The organism is Tenacibaculum sediminilitoris (assembly GCF_964513795.1).
Classification (GTDB): Bacteria; Bacteroidota; Bacteroidia; order Flavobacteriales; family Flavobacteriaceae; genus Polaribacter; species Polaribacter sediminilitoris.
Window position 1 is genome coordinate 13,150 of sequence record NZ_CAZEQR010000001.1, and the last position, 16,582, is coordinate 29,731.

A 16,582-nucleotide genomic window follows, 5' to 3' on the forward strand; every position below is an offset into this window, starting at 1 on the left:
GTAAATGGCAAAAGCAACAAAAAAACAAGCTTTAGGTAGAGGTTTATCAGCATTATTAAAAGAAACTGCAGAAGTAAATTCAGCAGAAGATAAAAATGCGGATAAGTTAGTAGGAAATATTATTGAACTTGATGTTACCTCGATAGAAGTAAACCCTTACCAGCCTAGAACTTATTTTGATGAAGAAGCGTTGCGAGAATTAGCTAGCTCTATTAAAGAGCTAGGAGTAATTCAGCCTATTACTGTTCGTAAATTATCAAGTGATAAATTTCAATTAGTTTCTGGTGAACGTCGTTTTAGAGCTTCTAAACTTATTGGCAACAAAACTGTTCCTGCCTATATTCGTTTAGCTAACGATCAGGAAATGTTAGAAATGGCGTTGGTTGAAAACATCCAACGTAAAAACTTAGATCCAATTGAAGTGGCTCTTTCTTATCAACGTTTAATTGATGAAATTCAACTTACACAAGAAGAATTAAGTACTCGAGTGGGTAAAAAACGTTCTACCGTTACCAACTACCTACGTTTATTGAAGTTAGATCCTATTATTCAAACAGGAATGCGAGATGGGTTTATCTCAATGGGGCATGGTCGTGCTTTGATTAATGTTGATAGTAATTCTGATCAATTAAATATTTATGAAAAAATTGTTCGCGATAAACTATCTGTACGTCAAACAGAAGAACTCGTAAAAAACTTAAAGGCTGGAGCCGTTGTTAAAACAGCAAAAAAGAAAGCTTTACCAAATTATATTTCTGAAAGTGTTAAGGTTATTAGCGATTATTTTGGTCATAAAATTGATGTTACTGTGAATAATCGTGGAAAAGGTAAAATTTCTATCCCTTTTCATTCAGAAGAAGATTTTAATCGTATTAAAAACTTATTAAAGTAATTGAACATACGTATAATCATATTTGTTTTTTTTAGTCTTTTTTTGTCTCAAAATATCTTTGCTCAAAAAGACTTTATTGCTGTTAAAGCGAAACAACTTCAATTAACTAGTGATAAATACAACCCTTTATCACCTTCAAAAGCATCTTTTTATTCAGCTATTTTCCCTGGAGGAGGTCAAATTTACAATGGAAAGTATTGGAAAGCCCCAATAGTATGGGCTGCAATGGGAGCGAGTGTTTATTTCTATATTGACAATAGTAATGAATACGATCGTTATAGAACTGCTTTTAAGCTTCGTAAACAAGGTTTACAAGATGAGTTTACCAAAGATGATGGAACTGTTCTTATTTCTGAAGCAGGTTTAGAAAGTGCTCAAAAAACCTTACGAAAAAATAGAGATTTATCGTTACTTACTGGCGTACTATTATATATTTTACAAATTGTTGAAGCTAGTGTTAATGCACATTTACTACAGTTTGATACAGATGATAGTTTATCTGTAAAACCAGTAATAACTGCCGACCCTTTATTTATTGATGCTCCAAAAGTTGGTTTAACACTAAAATATTCTTTTTAAAATGAAAATAGCCTTACTTGGTTATGGTAGAATGGGTAAAGAAATTGAGAGAATTGCTTTACAAAGAGGACATGAAATTGTTATAAAAGCTACAAAACAAGAAACATACGATATCAAAAAAGCTGATATCGCAATTGACTTTAGTGTCCCCTCTTCAGCTTATAACAATATTAGCAATTGTATTAACAATAATATCCCTGTTATTTCTGGGACCACAGGTTGGTTAGATAAATACAATGATATTGTTGATTTATGTAATGACAAAAAAGGCGCTTTTATTTATGCATCTAACTTTAGTTTAGGTGTTAATGTCTTTTTTGAACTAAACAAGCAACTAGCAAAAATGATGAGTACTTTAGAGCAATATAATGTTTCTATTGAAGAAATTCATCACACTAAAAAGTTAGATGCTCCGAGTGGCACTGCAATTACTTTGGCTGAAGGTGTTATTGAAAACACTAATAAAAAAGCTTGGGTATTAGATGAGAGAACATCAGAAGAAAACATTTCAATTACAGCTATTAGAACCCCAGATATTCCAGGTACTCATACTGTTACTTATAATTCTGAGGTAGACACTATCAACATTAAGCATACAGCTCACAATCGTCAAGGGTTTGCTATAGGTGCTGTTGTAGCTGCCGAGTGGTTAAAAGGTAAAACAGGTGTTTTTACAATGAGAGATGTGTTAAACTTAGGTTAATAGACGTAACAAAACACTTTAAAAAGACACCAATAATATTGAATTTTTCTCCTTCTTAGGAAATACAAAACATATACATTATGACTTTTACAGAATGGTTTTTATTCTTTTTATTAATACAAGTTGTTCATTTTTTAGGCACTTGGAAGTTATACACTAAAGCTGGTAAAAAAGCTTGGGAAGCAGCGATCCCTATATATAATGCTGTTGTATTAATGCAAATCATTAACCGCCCTAAATGGTGGGTAGTATTATTATTTATACCTATTGTAAACCTTTTAATGTTTCCAATTGTTTGGGTTGAAACCTGTAGAAGTTTTGGTTTTAATAAAAGACCAGATACCTTGTTAGCTATCATAACTTTAGGCCTATACATTTATTATATAAACTACTTTACTGATGCTAAACACATAAAAGACAGAAGTTTAAAACCTAGGTCTCCTTTAGGTGAATGGGTTAGTTCTATTTCTTTTGCTATCATTGCGGCTACTTTGGTACATACATATGTTATACAACCTTATACCATTCCTACTTCATCATTAGAAAAAACGTTATTGGTTGGTGATTATTTATTTGTTAGTAAATTTCATTATGGTGCACGCGTACCCATAACTACAGTTGCTGCACCCATGGCACATGATACAGTTCCTCTTTTAGGAACAAAATCATTCTTATCTGATGATAAAAACAAAGATGGTTTATTAAACAAGCTTTCATTACCCTATATGCGTGTTCCTGGTTTTCAAAAGATTAAGCGCAACGATATTGTTGTGTTTAGTTGGCCTTCAGACACCTTAGCTTTAATGTGGGGAGACAACTCAGGCAAACCAACCTACAAGCCTATTGATAAACGTACTAATTATGTAAAACGTTGTGTTGGTGTTCCTGGAGATAGTTTAGAAGTTCGTGACGGCTATGTATTTATAAACGGTAAAAGAACTGTGCTGCCAGATAGAGCAAAACCTCAATGGTACTTTATTATTGATACAAATGGTGAAAAATTTAGTCAAGGTGCTATCTCAAGATATAATATTAGAGAAGGACAAATGACTCAAGATGGAAAGTACGCTTTAAATTTAACTGATGAAGAGGCTGCTTTAATAGCTAAAAACCCTATTGTTAAAAGTATTGAAAAACATTTAACTCCAAAAGGAGCTTACGACAAATCTGTTTTTCCTCACGACCCAAGATATGCTTGGTCTAACGATAATTTTGGTCCTATATATATCCCTAAAAAAGGAGTTACTGTCGAATTAAATTCCAAAACAATTCCTTTTTACGAGCAAATTATTCGTAGATATGAAAATAATGACCTTACTATTTTTGGTGATGACATTTATATTAACGGTAAAAAGGCCAAAGAATACACTTTTAAGCAAGATTATTACTGGATGATGGGTGATAACCGTCAACGATCGTTAGATGCTAGGAGCTGGGGGTATGTACCTTTTAATCACGTAGTGGGTAAACCTGTAATGATTTGGTTAAGCTGGGATGCGAATGCACCAAACTTTATGGCCAAACTAAACTCTATACGCTGGGATAGAATGTTTACAACCGTGGGAGGAAGTGGAAAGCCTGTTTCTTACTTATGGCTGGTTTTGTTATTAATTGGAGGTTATACTATTTATAGTTTTAGAAAAAATAAAAAAACGTAATGTCACTTTTTATCCCAACATACTTTGCTCCTATTTCGCAGTATGCTGCAATTTATCAGTCTAACACTATTACTTTTGAGTTTGAAGATAATTATCAAAAACAAACCTATCGTAATCGCTGCTATATTTATGGAGCTAATGGTAAACTTGCTTTAAATATTCCTGTGAAACAAAAAACAAAAGAAGAAGGTAGAAAGAAAACAAAAGATACTTTAGTTGAAAATGATTTTCCTTGGCAACAACAACATTTTAAATCATTGCAATCAGCCTACCGCTCTTCTCCTTTTTTTGAATTTTTTGAAGAAGATTTACTTTGTATATTTAACAAAAGATATAAGTTTCTACAAGACCTTAATATTGATACTCATTTATTTGTAGCTGATGCTCTGCAGATTGAACAACAGTTTAACAAAACAACAAGCTACGAACTTATTTCTGAGAATAATGATTTTAGACCTTTAGCTATTGCTAAAAAGGGAGTTGACATTGAAATGGACACTTACATTCAGATGTTTGATGATAAATATGGTTTTATTCCTAACTTATCTATTTTAGATTTACTTTTCATGGAGGGCGCCAACACTATTAGTTTTTTAGAAAAAATTAATGTAAATTTGAGTTAACCTCAAATTTTTACATTTTTAGATGGATTTTTTCAGGAATTTTGCTCAAAACTTTCACCACTTATCAGAAGAGGCTTATGAAAGAATATTTGAAATTTTGAATATGAAAAAATTCCCTAAAAATCACGAATTAGTTTCTTTGGGTCAAAACCCTACAAATTTTTATATTTTAAAAACAGGTATTATAATATCTTACCATATAGATAGTAAGGGAAAAGAACATACTAAGACTATTTACACTCCTGTTATTACTTCTGGAAACTTGGGTGCTCTCATAAAAAAAGAACCTTCTAAATTAATTTATAAATGCTTAACTGATTGTGAAGTTTTAGAGTGTAACTATCATAAATTTTATGAACTTTCTTTAGAGTATCAAGAAATTTCTATTTTTCATTATAAAGTTTTACAAAACATATACATTAGAGAGGAGTCTAAAATATTAGACTTACAAATGTTAGATGCAACACAGAGGTATGAAAAATTACAAGAAAAATTACCTGGTATAGATAACTTAATAAACCAATACCATATTGCATCTTACTTAAATATTACTCCTGTTCAACTTAGTAGAATTAGAAAAAACCTTATTTATTAAGGTTTGTTAATACCTTTATTATAAATTCATTATACATTTGTGATGTACTTAATGAGTTACCGCCTCTAAAATTACAGACCTAATACTCTTAAATACTTGGTCTGTTGTGTTTGTTTATATGCTTTAACTTTTTTAGTAAATTAGCAGTTAACTGTTATCACCTCACAACTTATTATTTATGACTAATAATGATATCTACTACTTTCTCAAAAGACACATAGAGCCATCCGACGATATGGTTTCTAATTTTAAGAGCCTTCTTTCTTATACAGAACTTGATTCTAATCAGTATTTTACAAAAAATGGAGAACATCCTAAGTATTTTTTTATTGTAAAAACGGGTATTATGCGTTCATTTGTTCTAAATGAAAACGGAACCAAATCAACACGTGCTTTTTTTACTATTGGCGATGTAACTGGGGCAAACTCTGCTATGATGAGAAATGTTCCTTCTGAAGTTAACTATCAAGCTATAACTAAGGTCACTGGATATAAAGGTGATTTTCATAAACTAATAGATCTTACTTTGAAACACAAAGAATTTAGTTTATTCTATATTAAAATATTAGAAGATGCATATTTAAAAGCTGAAGAAATACTTTTAAATGTCTCTACCCTTACTTCTAAAGAAAGATATTTAGCTTTGCAAAAAAGAATTCCTAACATAGATAATTTAATCACACAACGAAATATAGCGTCTTACTTAAATATATCGCCAGTACAATTGAGTAGGATTAGAAAAAAAAATATTGGGTCTTGAATTTTCTTAACATATGTTAACAGTTGAATTGCAAACAATTTATACATTTGTAGTCGAGACAAATCCCTTATTATTGTTTCAATTTCCCTTAATTAAGACTTACCCCTTGTGTGTGAGTCTTTTTTATTTTATATATCTTCTCACTAAGTTGTTTATTTGCTCTGAAATAGAAAGTTTCACTACTACAAACATATAAACAACCACAATAATGACACTTTTTAAAGTAATATTTACTATTGGGTGAACTGGAAATTTTAAAAAATAAAATTCTGGAATGGCAAAATTCCAAAAATTAAACCCTAAAAACATTATTAATATGATTATAACCATTAAATATGTTTTCTTAGTGAAAGGAGTCATTTTGAATTTTTCTTTAACAAACCAAAGTTTAAAACTATTGAATATTAAAACTGTTATTAAGGTCGCCAAAGCCAAGCCTTCTGTTCCCATCTCCAAATCATTATAAAAACAAGTATTCAAAAAATAAACAGAAATTGCCATTCCTAAGTTTATGGGCAAAACAATACGATATAGCTTAGAATTGTTAATTATTGCTCCATTATTTCCTAATAACATTAAAAAAAGTTTAGCTGAAGAAATTAACAATACAACTAATATACCTCCTGCATAATTTTTATTAGGTAATAACCTAAACAACTCAGACACATTACAGTTTACCAGAACAAAAAACAACCCACCTATTAACAACAAGTTTATTGAACTCTTTTTATATAAGCTTTCGGTTTCCTTATCATTATCTTCATTAATTGATTTTGATGTTAAAGGTTGTAAAATTTGCCCCATTGCCCTGCTAGGTGCTTCAATAAATGAACCTATAAATACCGCTACTGCGTAATACGCTGCTGTTTCAAAGCCTTCTTTACCTGGAATCATTACTTTATCGATATCTAAAATAATAGCTCCTGCGCTCCCTGCTAATATGATGTAAAAGGTATATCTTAAAACTTCTTTAAAATTGTATGGTAATGAGAATGAGAATTTAGGCATATATAAGCGAAATGCATATATCATCATCATCAAAGTTCTTAAAATATAAGCTAGCGATAAATAAATAATAAATTCTTGTTTCGTTATAAACTGAAAGTAAACTGCGAATAATAAAATCATTACAGCTACTCTATTATATAGTTCTTTTAAAACATTACCAAAGACAGATTGCATCTGTACTTTTGCCCAAGAATAGAATACTTCATAATAAGCACAAGATATCGCAATTATATAAATATAAATCGTGTAACTTTCTATAATTAAATTTTCTTCTGAATCACTTTTAGATACAAAGTCTATAATCCAATTATGAAAATAGTTCCAAAAATAACCCATTGGAATGGCTATTAGTAATGGTAATAAAATAACTGAATTTAAAAACTTATCTTGTTCTTTTTTAGAAGTATACCCTGAAAAAAATTTAATAATTGTAAAATGCACACCGAAAGCTATCAAAGGCATTATTAAGTTTGATGCTGATAAAACATAGGTTACCAAACCATAATATTCATCTTTTAAGAAGCGTGTATATAATACTAGAGTATTTATACCTCCTATTAAAAATCCAAGATAAATAATAAGAGTATTTTTTACTGACTGTTTAAAAATAATTCCCAATATATTGTATTTTAACTAACGTTAAGAAACTCGCTTAATAAAATTTACCAAATTCTTAGTTAGGTTCTTTCTATGGTATTTTTCTATACCACCTGTTATGTTAGGTACACCCCCATCTTTATATTGACTATAAAGGTTTAAAATAAATTCTTTTAAATCTTTTTTGTTGTCATAACTAAAAACATTTCCTGAACCAACTTCCATAATAATTTCTGCTAAACTACCTTTTTCTGGGCCAATACCAATTACAGGTCTTTTAGCTTGTAAGTATTCAAAAGTCTTTCCTGGAATCATTTCTTTTGCACTTGGATAGTTATTAACTACTATTAACAATACTTGCGATTGCTGTTGATATTGTTTTGCCTTATGATGTGGTACATACCCCACTTCTTCAACATTCTTTATACAACTTGTTTTAATTCTTTTTGAAATAATATTATCTACTTTACCTACAAATCTCAACACAAAATCATTCGCAAACTCATCGTTCTCTTTAGCTATTTCTGATAATACTTCCCATAAGTTTTCTGGATTCCTTTCTGAACTCATCATTCCTATATAAGTAAGTGTGAATTTACTATCCAGTACTACTTCCTCTTTACCTTTCTCTCCATCATCATCAAAACCATTTGTTATTACTTCAATAATTTTAGCTTTTTTTTCATATTTCTTCTTTGCATGATTACTAACCATCAATACCCCATCTGCCTCTTTTACTACTTTTTCTTCTAAATCATAATGTTTTTGTAACGATTTTTTTGTGAGTGGTAATAAGTGGAAATAATCAACACTAGTCCATGGGTCTCTAAAATCAGCTATCCATTTAAGTTTTAATTGTTGTTTCAACTTCAAACCTATTAAATGAACACTATAAGGAGGGCCTGTGGTTATTACTACATCTACTTTGTTTTCAGAAAGGTATTTTTTCAATGCCTTTACGGATGGTCGAATCCAAAATTTACGTGCATCTGGTATAAAATAATTTGCTCTTATATACATCAAAGCCTTATCAACTAAAGTTGGATTAGGATTTAAAAAACCTAAGCTCTTCTGAGTATTTTCTTTTTTTATTTTAGATAAAATTCTATTAGGTTCTATTATTGGGCATTTTACAATTTCTATTCCTTCAGGCACCTCATTTTCAAGAGAAACATCTGTAATGGGGTAAGTTGGATTTTCTGCTGTAAAAACTATTGGTTCTACATTAAAGTCTCTTAAATACTTCACAAACTTTAACCAACGTTGTACACCAGGTCCACCAGCAGGTGGCCAATAATAAGTAACAATTAATACTTTCAAGTTAATTTGTTATATAATTCTTTTAAATCTTTTGAAGTTTTATCCCAAGTAAACTGCTCTTTTACAAACTCTTTCCCTTTTTGTCCCATTTTTTCTCTCATCTGTTTACTTTCATACAAAGTTATCATTTTTTGAGTAAAATCTTCTACATTTTCAGCTTCATGTACTAGTCCTGCTTGCACCTTTTCTACCATTTCCTGTTGCGCTTTTGCATCACTTACAAGTAAAGGCTTTCCTAAACTCATGTATTGAAAAATTTTATTTGCATAAGTAGTATCATGGTGAATATTTCTGTGTAATGGTGACAAACATACATCAGAGTTTTTAATCCAGCTTGGAAATGTCGTATCATTCTGCCAACCCATTAACTTTACCTGATTAGTTAAACCTAAGTTAACTACTATTTTTTCTAACTCTGGATTTGTTTTTCCTACAACGACAAAGGTTAACTTTTTAATGCTCTTTTTAAGTTCTACCATACTTTCAAGAACGGTTTTTAACCCTCTTCTAAATCCAGTATCTCCCAAATATAGCATTGTAAATTCTTCCTCTGTTTTCTCGTAAGATATTTTTGGTAAAGAATTATTTTCAAAAAAAGATTTTCTAACGGTGTTAGGTACTACAACTATTTTATTAGAAGGCACCCCTACTCTTTTTACTATTTCTTTTTTTGCTTCATTAGTAACAACAACTACATTTGTTGCTTTTCTTATAAACTCTTCTTCTTTTTGTATCCATTTTTTTATCGAAATAAGTAGCTTTCCTCTTAACTTCTGCATATGAGGATAAAAACGCATGATTTCTGGTCTATTCTCATGCAAATCTATGATTATTGGTAGTTTTTTTTTATTTGCACTAAACGCAGCCTCTCCTATCCTTATATCATGTACATGTAGACTTTCAATAGAATTAGAGGTAATAAAGTGTTTTATTTTTTTTCTCATTAAAAAAGTATACACTGGAATGGTGTATACCAATGCAGACATTTTATACTCAAAATTATTCGTTTTATACCTTCTAACGTTGATACCATTAATTAACTCTTCTTTTTTCTCTCCCCCATAGGTTAAACAAAATAAAAAGACTTTATGACCACTCTTAATCAACTCGATTGCTTCATTCTCTACCCTTGGATCTGGTGGAAAAACAGCATCTAAAACCATTCCTATTCTCATTTCTTGATCACTTTTTCAGCATATACAGCATAATACCTTGGTACATAATTTCTTAATATTGGTCTTATTCCTATTTTATTTACTGGGCTTGTCCATTTTTCGGTATCCTTTATATTCCAACCTGATTTTTCTAACAACCAATCATATTGCCAATCTTCAAACTCATGGTAATGCCTGTCCCACATATCTGTTTTACTTCTATAAGCGTCAGAAAACCACAACTTTAAAGGAACTGTAGTTATTATTTTAGAAGTTTCTATTTCTCTTAAAACATTAAAAGGTGCTAATAAGTGTTCAAAAATTTCAAAAGCAGTAACAGCATCTACTTTATAATCTTTTACTATTTGAGGTAACACATCTAAATCTTCTCCTTTTGTATTATAGACTGTATAACCATTTTCTTCCATTATTTCAGAAAAAGGGTTGCGAACACCTAAATCTAATATAACAGCAGGAGCTGGAAGGTGTTTTTGTAAAAACTCTAAAGTATACTTATATCTCTTTTTGGGTAATTTAGAATACATGAAATTTATTTTGAAACAAATGTATTACTATTTTTACCATTATAAACAATGGAAATAAGGCTTGTATTTACAAAACTTAATAAATATAAAAGCGAAGAGTAATTCTCTGCTTTTTACTTGTTAGTTTCTCATAACGATCTGTACCATTATGTACCGTTTGTCTTAACAAACTTATTATTCTTTTTAATAAAAAAAAGTAGTACGCACCTTATTTTATAAAAAGCATAATCAAAAACACTATATTTGATTTTCGCACTTTATAACGTCTAGAAAATGTAACACTTTTTATTTTACGCTAAAATGAACAGAGTCTTAATATTTTTATTTTTTTCTTTTTCTTTTTCAAAAAAAGTCATTTCTCAGACAAAACATTTAGATTCTATACACTTAAATAAAGTGTATTATTTTAAAGACTCAAATATAGATAGTCTATTTTATTATAGTGATAAATTAAAAGAATCTAATGACGTGTGTAAACAAATACAAGTTTACAATTGTAAAGCATATGGCTTTTATAAATTAAAAAACTATGCTGAAGCTGAAAAAATAACTCTAGAGTCAATAGAAAAAATTAACCTTTTATTAAAAAACAAGAAAGCAACATGTTATATCGATGGAAAAATGGCTGCTTTAAATAGGCTTTTTTGGATAAAAAAAAATCAAGAAGACTACAACGAAGCTTATGGGTATATACTACTCATGCAAGAGGTTAATAAGTTAAAGGATAAAAATTCTACCAAATATCTTAGAAATAAAATCATGATTAAGATAGCTAGAGCAACTGTAAAAAGAGCTTTAAAAATGGAATCTATAGCTAAAAATATTTTGCTCAGTGCCTATAACGATTTAAAACAAAACACTTTTCTAGAGTTAAAAAATGATGATGCCTTTTTAGAGATAAAAGCTAATCTTATTAATAGTTTAGGTGATTTATACATGGATTTAAGTGCCCGTGACAACAGTTCTATTTTTATTGATTCTGCCGCCTATTATTATGATAAAGCTTATAAAATAACCAAGCTTTTTAATCCTCTTCATAAAAGTTCTAAGATTATTTATAACTTTAGAAAAACCGAAGTTTTAATGGCTCGAAAAGAGTTTGCTAAAGCTATTAATTTAACTAATAACTATAAAAATATTCATAACGGTTACAATTACTCTCATAGAGAGCATTTTGAAAAAGCTATTTGTTTCTACAATTTAAAAAATACTGATTCTACTATTTACTATTCTAACAATTTTTTAAAAGATCCTTTGAAGTGTAAGCCAAGTAAATTAATTACTATTTATGATATTCTTTCAAATCAATACAACCAATTAAATCAGTTAGATAGTGCCTATAAATACTCCAAACTTACTATTCACCAGTTTAATTTAGCTAAAGCTAATAAAGAAAAAACATTCAATTTATTTTATAACAACAACTTTAATAAAGCACAAGAACTTTATAATTCGATCCAAGAAAAAGAAGAAAAAAAACGACAAAAACTTATTATTTCTTTCACAGTTTTACTCCTTGCCTTCATAATTCTTATTTCTTATCTTTTAATGAAAGAGAAAAAAAGGAAAAAGAAACTTATGTTAATAATGAACAATAACAAGCCTATAGAAGCAGAAAAAAAAGAGTATAATATTGATACAGTTTTAGAAAATAAAATCCTTGACGAATTTAAAATTACCCCACAAAATTTAGATTTTTTAAAATCTGATTTTTCAATAAACCATATTGCTGAAAAATTAAATACAAATACTACCTATGTTTCTTTTGTTTTTAACAAACATCACGATGAGTCTTTTAAACAGTACTGTACCAAGCTTAAAATTAATTATGTCGTAGAAAAGTTAAAAACTGATAAAAATTTTAAAAAATATTCTATACAAGCTATAGCTGAAGAAATAGGATACACCAATGCTTCTGCCCTTACAAGAGCATTTAAAAAACACATTGGTGTAACTCCTTCTACTTTTTTAAAAAACCTAGAGAGTTAATTTTTTCTTTTTTTTATCACCAACCAACCAATAGACACCAAGAAAAACAATCCGTAACTAAACAAAGCTAGCAAGCTTCCTGTTTTAATTATAGTTGGTTCATATTTAAAAGTAACTGTATGCTTTCCTTTAGGTATCTCTAACCCTCTTAATATATAATTTACTCTATAGTACGAAACACTTTTGCTATCAATATACGCATTCCAACCATCTTTATAGTAAACCTCAGAAAACACCGCAAACTGCTTAGTACTTGTGTTTGTTTCGTACACCAACTCTGTAAGATCATTTTTAACTAGATTGATTGTGGCTGTTGTATCTTTTTTGAATAATCCTGAATCCTTAAAATTAAATTCATTAGTATTAATAACCGCTTCTGATTTTGTTTTTAGGCTATCTAAAGCAAATATTTCTTCATTTGCAGAGTTTACTTTCTTTAAAGAATTTACAAACCATGCGCTTCCATTTGCTTCAGGGTTTTCTTGATACTGTTCATTACTAATAATAAAGTACTTTGTATTTAACATGTTTAGTACTTCCATATTATTTTTTGCTATTTGATAATCAAATAACTCTTGATAACGTTTCATTTTAGCCGCATGGTACCCTCCTATAGAATTATGGAAGTAAGAGGTTCTTCCATCTTGTAGTGGATTTACACTAAAATTAGCCACACGATAATACCCTTTATCTTTTAATATTTCAGTATCGGCCTTTGTGGCCGTAAATGGCTTTTGTACTTTTCTTGCCAATGTGAAGTCTTCTTTATTTACATAATTTACGTCTATAGAAACCAAATCAAAAATTATCAGCCCTCCTATAATAAATAGAACAGCAATTTGTTTTAATTTTCCTTTTATATAAAACCAAAGCACAGCTCCTGTAGCTAAAGCTAATAAAAGAGATCGTAAGCTATCGTTAAATAACATTGATTTCCTATCAGCTATTAAAGCATCTATCAATTCTGGTAATTGTTCGTATTGATTATCTCTTAATCCTTCAAAGGCAAACAAACTAGAGCCAAATAATACAAACAATAATGAAATACCTCCCACTATGTAAAAAGATTTTTTCACAGTTTCTTTTTTTTCTTCTGACGATACCTCGGATGAAAAAAACTCTTTCAAAGCTAGAACTCCTAGTAACGGAACACATAACTCTGCTATAACCTGAATAGAAGAAACTGCCCTAAATTTATTATATAGTGGAAAATAATCGATAAAAAAGTTTGTTATTATTGGAAAGTTCTTTCCCCAACTCAACACTATTGAAAAAATAGTAGCAGCTACCAACCAGTATTTCAATCGTCCTTTAACTAGAAAAACTCCTAAAAAGAATAGGAAAAAAACAATTGCTCCTATGTAAGCTGGTGCTTCAACAATAGGTTGCTTTCCCCAGTAAGTTAAAACCTGACTTGAATAGTCTTTTGCTACACTTCTACCAGCATTTTGCTCTAAAACTTGGTAAAAATTAGAGTCTTCTCCTAATTCTTCAACTGTACCTCCACCTGTAAAACGAGGAATTAACAAGTTAAATGTCTCAGCAATTCCATAACTATATTCAGTAATGTATGCTTTATCTAAACCTGAAGATTTCTCTTTACTACTTCCATCAGGGTTAATTGTCAATTCTGATTTTCCTCTCGTACTATAATCTGCATACTGTTTAGTGGCTAATAATCTAGTTGCATTAACACTAATACCTAAAAAACAAGCTGCTATTATAATCCCTACTTGTTTAAAGTACAGTGGTAAACCTTTACTCTTATAAGCAAAAATAAGCTCTACGGTTCCTAAAATAAGCAGACAGAAACCTAAATAATAAGTCATTTGTGGATGGTTGGAAAATATTTCTAACGCCATTGCTAAGGCAGTTAAAACAAATCCTAATAAATACCTTTTTCTAAATATATATATAACACCAGCTATTACTAGTGGCATATATCCAATAGCATGTGCTTTTGCATTATGCCCTGCTCCAAAAATAATAATCAAATAAGTAGAAAAACCAAAGGATAAGCTTCCCAATATCGCTAACTTCCAGTCTACTTTAAGTGCCATTAATAGTACAAAAAAGCCTAGAAAGTATAAAAATAAGTAATCGGCTGGTCTTGGCAAAAAACGAATAGCTTTATCTACATAACGAATAAAGTCATTCGGATAATATGCACCTACTTGGTATGTAGGCATACCTCCAAATGCATTTGCTAGCCAATACGATTCTTCTCCCTTTTCTACACGATAGTTAGAAGACTCTCTTGCCATTCCTATAAACTGTGTTATATCACTTTGTTTAATTTGTTTCCCGCTTAAAACTGGGTTAAAATACAACACCGATGCAATTGCAAAAACAATAATTGCAATTGCATATGGTAAAACTTTCTTTAAGTCCATAGTTAGTCGTCTATTTCTTCATAGTCAACGTACTCGCCAACCGAATTATTACTCTCTTTCGTGTTATTAGGCTTTTTATCAATAACCGTTTTTCCTACTTCAACATTTGATTCTTGTTGATTTCTATATTGTTGACCTGCTTTTTTTTGCACTTTATCTACTGCCTTTTTAATTAAGTATGGTCCCAAAAGTCTAACTAAAAACTTTACAGCATAGTAAATCAATAAAATAATTAATATGGTCTTTAAAAAATTCACAGGTCCAGCTTCATTTATATATGTCATCTTTTTCTTTAAAATAAAAAAATCAATCAAAAATAACAATTTGAAGTAAAAGGAAGCGTTAAGAGTTTACAAAACTTATATTATATAGGTAATTGTATTTTTACGTATGTTTGTACAACCTGAAATTTTTGGATTTAGTTTTATGCTTAAGAAACTTTTTATCTTCTTTGTTTTTTGCTCTTTTTTAACCGCTAATGCGCAATATACACCTGTTATAAATTCAAATAGACCAGGTTTTTCTGAGAGTCCTTATAGTGTAGGGTCTGGTGTTTATCAATTTGAAACAAGTGTTTTTTACAGAAAAATAAATGCTACGCCTACTTTTAGTAACCCTGAAGCTCTTGGTTTAAATTTATTTTTTAGAACTAGTTTTATTTCAGAAAAGTTAGAAATTAACTTAAATACTTCTTTACAGAAAGATAAAATTGCTTTTAAAAATATTTTTGAATCATCATACAATAAAACCGGACTAAGTCAATTTAGTTTAGGAGCTAAGTACTTGGTATATGCTCCCAAATATGACGATAAGAGTAAAGAAATAAGAAGCTGGAAAAAAAGACATTCTTTTGACTGGAAACGTTGGATACCACATGTAGGGGTTTCTGTGGGAGTAAATATTGAAAGTTTTTTAACAGATTACCACAAAAGAGGTAGTTTTAGCCCTAAAGTAGGTGTTTTACTACAAAATGAATTTTCTGACAAGCTAAATGTAGTCACTAACCTTCATTACGATTATATTGGTACAGATTTTCCTCAGTTTTCTTATATCATAACTGGGACTTATAACTTCAACGACTATTGGTCTGGTTTTGCAGAAATGCAAGGTATTTTTGAAGAATATGAAAAGAAAACTAATATAGGAGCTGGTGCTGCTTACCTTTTTAGTAAAAACTTACAATTTAATGCATCTTTAAGGGCTAATTTACAACAAGATGAAATTGGTTTTTATAGCTCAATAGGAGTATCTTATAGAATTAATAGGCATAAAGATGCTTTTATTGAAATAGACGAATTCGGTAATAAAATTGAGGAAGAGAAACCTGTTAAATATGATGAGGATAGAAATTTCTTTGGTCGTATGTTTAGTAAAGTGAAAAAACTATTTTCTAAAAAACGAGAACAAAAAGTTGACATTGACATTGCTCCTAGCAATAGTGATTTACTAAATGAAAAACCTAAAAGACAGCGTCAAGAGTCTTTGGTTGACATGATTATCAAGGAAGATAAAAAACAGAAGAAAAAAACAGCAAAAGAAAAAAAGAAAGGTGCTAAAAAAGCAAAAAAGAAAGCTGAAAAAGAGGCTAAAAAGAAAGAAAAAGAACGCTTGAAACTTGAGAAAGAAATAAAAAAAGAGGAAGAAAAAGAAGCTAAGCGAAAAGAAAAAGAGCGTTTAAAACTTGAAAAAGAAATAAAAAAACTAGAAGAGGATATTAAAAACGAAGAAGAGGAAGAAAAAGATGGTAATTAAAAATATTAAATTTG

Annotated in this window: 15 protein-coding genes; 9 read left to right on the forward strand and 6 right to left on the reverse strand. The window is 29.7% G+C overall.

What is annotated here, in order from left to right; translation table 11 throughout:
- Window positions 1-4 precede the first annotated feature (4 nt).
- The 7 genes from ACKTSW_RS00055 (at window position 5) to ACKTSW_RS00085 (ending at window position 5,810) form a co-directional block, all read left to right on the forward strand.
- A complete protein-coding gene (locus ACKTSW_RS00055) occupies window positions 5-892 on the forward strand; it encodes a ParB/RepB/Spo0J family partition protein (RefSeq protein WP_408023227.1) in 888 nt (295 codons plus the stop codon).
- A 42-nt stretch (window positions 893-934) separates the two neighbouring features.
- A complete protein-coding gene (locus ACKTSW_RS00060) occupies window positions 935-1,471 on the forward strand; it encodes a DUF5683 domain-containing protein (RefSeq protein ID WP_408023228.1) in 537 nt (178 codons plus the stop codon).
- A gap of 1 nt (window position 1,472) precedes the next feature.
- Window positions 1,473-2,174 (forward strand): 4-hydroxy-tetrahydrodipicolinate reductase, encoded by a 702-nt coding sequence (gene dapB / locus ACKTSW_RS00065; protein ID WP_408023229.1) that lies wholly within the window; start codon window positions 1,473-1,475, stop codon window positions 2,172-2,174.
- A gap of 80 nt (window positions 2,175-2,254) precedes the next feature.
- Window positions 2,255-3,832 (forward strand): signal peptidase I, encoded by a 1,578-nt coding sequence (gene lepB / locus ACKTSW_RS00070; protein WP_408023230.1) that lies wholly within the window; start codon window positions 2,255-2,257, stop codon window positions 3,830-3,832.
- A complete protein-coding gene (locus ACKTSW_RS00075) occupies window positions 3,832-4,455 on the forward strand; it encodes a WbqC family protein (RefSeq protein WP_408023231.1) in 624 nt (207 codons plus the stop codon). The genes lepB and ACKTSW_RS00075 overlap by 1 nt, the downstream gene beginning before the upstream one ends.
- Window positions 4,456-4,477: 22 nt before the next feature.
- Window positions 4,478-5,050: a Crp/Fnr family transcriptional regulator gene (locus tag ACKTSW_RS00080; RefSeq protein WP_408023232.1), complete on the forward strand. Its 573-nt coding sequence runs from the start codon at window positions 4,478-4,480 to the stop codon at window positions 5,048-5,050.
- A gap of 235 nt (window positions 5,051-5,285) precedes the next feature.
- Window positions 5,286-5,810 (forward strand): Crp/Fnr family transcriptional regulator, encoded by a 525-nt coding sequence (locus ACKTSW_RS00085; RefSeq protein ID WP_408023324.1) that lies wholly within the window; start codon window positions 5,286-5,288, stop codon window positions 5,808-5,810.
- Between the two features lie 123 nt (window positions 5,811-5,933).
- On the opposite strand, the gene ACKTSW_RS00090 is transcribed toward ACKTSW_RS00085, so the two are convergent.
- From ACKTSW_RS00090 to ACKTSW_RS00105, 4 genes are read right to left on the reverse strand one after another with little or no spacing between them, the layout of a single operon-like run.
- Window positions 5,934-7,436, reverse strand: a complete 1,503-nt coding sequence (locus ACKTSW_RS00090; RefSeq protein WP_408023233.1) for a lipopolysaccharide biosynthesis protein — start codon at window positions 7,434-7,436, stop codon at window positions 5,934-5,936.
- A gap of 21 nt (window positions 7,437-7,457) precedes the next feature.
- On the reverse strand, window positions 7,458-8,735 hold the full coding sequence (locus ACKTSW_RS00095; protein ID WP_408023234.1) for a glycosyltransferase: 1,278 nt from the start codon (window positions 8,733-8,735) through the stop codon (window positions 7,458-7,460).
- Entirely contained in the window at window positions 8,732-9,910 is a 1,179-nt protein-coding gene (locus ACKTSW_RS00100) for a glycosyltransferase family 4 protein (protein WP_408023235.1), read from the reverse strand. Before ACKTSW_RS00100 ends, ACKTSW_RS00095 begins: the two co-directional genes overlap by 4 nt.
- Window positions 9,907-10,434, reverse strand: a complete 528-nt coding sequence (locus ACKTSW_RS00105) for a methyltransferase domain-containing protein (protein WP_408023236.1) — start codon at window positions 10,432-10,434, stop codon at window positions 9,907-9,909. Before ACKTSW_RS00105 ends, ACKTSW_RS00100 begins: the two co-directional genes overlap by 4 nt.
- Window positions 10,435-10,830: 396 nt before the next feature.
- Between ACKTSW_RS00105 and ACKTSW_RS00110 the strand changes: the two genes are divergently transcribed.
- Window positions 10,831-12,423 carry a helix-turn-helix domain-containing protein gene (locus tag ACKTSW_RS00110; RefSeq protein WP_408023237.1) on the forward strand — a complete coding sequence of 531 codons (1,593 nt, stop codon included), beginning with the start codon at window positions 10,831-10,833 and terminating at the stop codon, window positions 12,421-12,423.
- Here ACKTSW_RS00110 and ACKTSW_RS00115 read toward each other — a convergent pair.
- Window positions 12,420-14,816, reverse strand: coding sequence for a YfhO family protein (locus ACKTSW_RS00115; protein ID WP_408023238.1), 2,397 nt, complete (start codon window positions 14,814-14,816; stop codon window positions 12,420-12,422). The genes ACKTSW_RS00110 and ACKTSW_RS00115 overlap by 4 nt on opposite strands.
- A 2-nt stretch (window positions 14,817-14,818) precedes the next feature.
- Window positions 14,819-15,100, reverse strand: a complete 282-nt coding sequence (locus ACKTSW_RS00120; RefSeq protein ID WP_408023239.1) for a DUF4834 domain-containing protein — start codon at window positions 15,098-15,100, stop codon at window positions 14,819-14,821.
- Between the two features lie 106 nt (window positions 15,101-15,206).
- Between ACKTSW_RS00120 and ACKTSW_RS00125 the strand changes: the two genes are divergently transcribed.
- Entirely contained in the window at window positions 15,207-16,568 is a 1,362-nt protein-coding gene (locus tag ACKTSW_RS00125; protein ID WP_408023240.1) for a transporter, read from the forward strand.
- Window positions 16,569-16,582 lie beyond the last annotated feature (14 nt).

What these genes read in the sequence shown, in the direction of transcription:
- ACKTSW_RS00085 (WP_408023324.1), top strand. Translation starts at nt 5,286, where the DNA reads ATGGTTTCTAATTTTAAGAGCCTTCTTTCTTATACAGAACTTGATTCT.
- ACKTSW_RS00075 (WP_408023231.1), top strand. Translation starts at nt 3,832, where the DNA reads ATGTCACTTTTTATCCCAACATACTTTGCTCCTATTTCGCAGTATGCT.
- ACKTSW_RS00105 (WP_408023236.1), bottom strand. Translation starts at nt 10,434, where the DNA reads ATGTATTCTAAATTACCCAAAAAGAGATATAAGTATACTTTAGAGTTT.
- ACKTSW_RS00100 (WP_408023235.1), bottom strand. Translation starts at nt 9,910, where the DNA reads ATGAGAATAGGAATGGTTTTAGATGCTGTTTTTCCACCAGATCCAAGG.
- ACKTSW_RS00125 (WP_408023240.1), top strand. Translation starts at nt 15,207, where the DNA reads ATGTTTGTACAACCTGAAATTTTTGGATTTAGTTTTATGCTTAAGAAA.
- ACKTSW_RS00055 (WP_408023227.1), top strand. Translation starts at nt 5, where the DNA reads ATGGCAAAAGCAACAAAAAAACAAGCTTTAGGTAGAGGTTTATCAGCA.
- ACKTSW_RS00120 (WP_408023239.1), bottom strand. Translation starts at nt 15,100, where the DNA reads ATGACATATATAAATGAAGCTGGACCTGTGAATTTTTTAAAGACCATA.
- ACKTSW_RS00080 (WP_408023232.1), top strand. Translation starts at nt 4,478, where the DNA reads ATGGATTTTTTCAGGAATTTTGCTCAAAACTTTCACCACTTATCAGAA.
- dapB (WP_408023229.1), top strand. Translation starts at nt 1,473, where the DNA reads ATGAAAATAGCCTTACTTGGTTATGGTAGAATGGGTAAAGAAATTGAG.
- lepB (WP_408023230.1), top strand. Translation starts at nt 2,255, where the DNA reads ATGACTTTTACAGAATGGTTTTTATTCTTTTTATTAATACAAGTTGTT.
- ACKTSW_RS00115 (WP_408023238.1), bottom strand. Translation starts at nt 14,816, where the DNA reads ATGGACTTAAAGAAAGTTTTACCATATGCAATTGCAATTATTGTTTTT.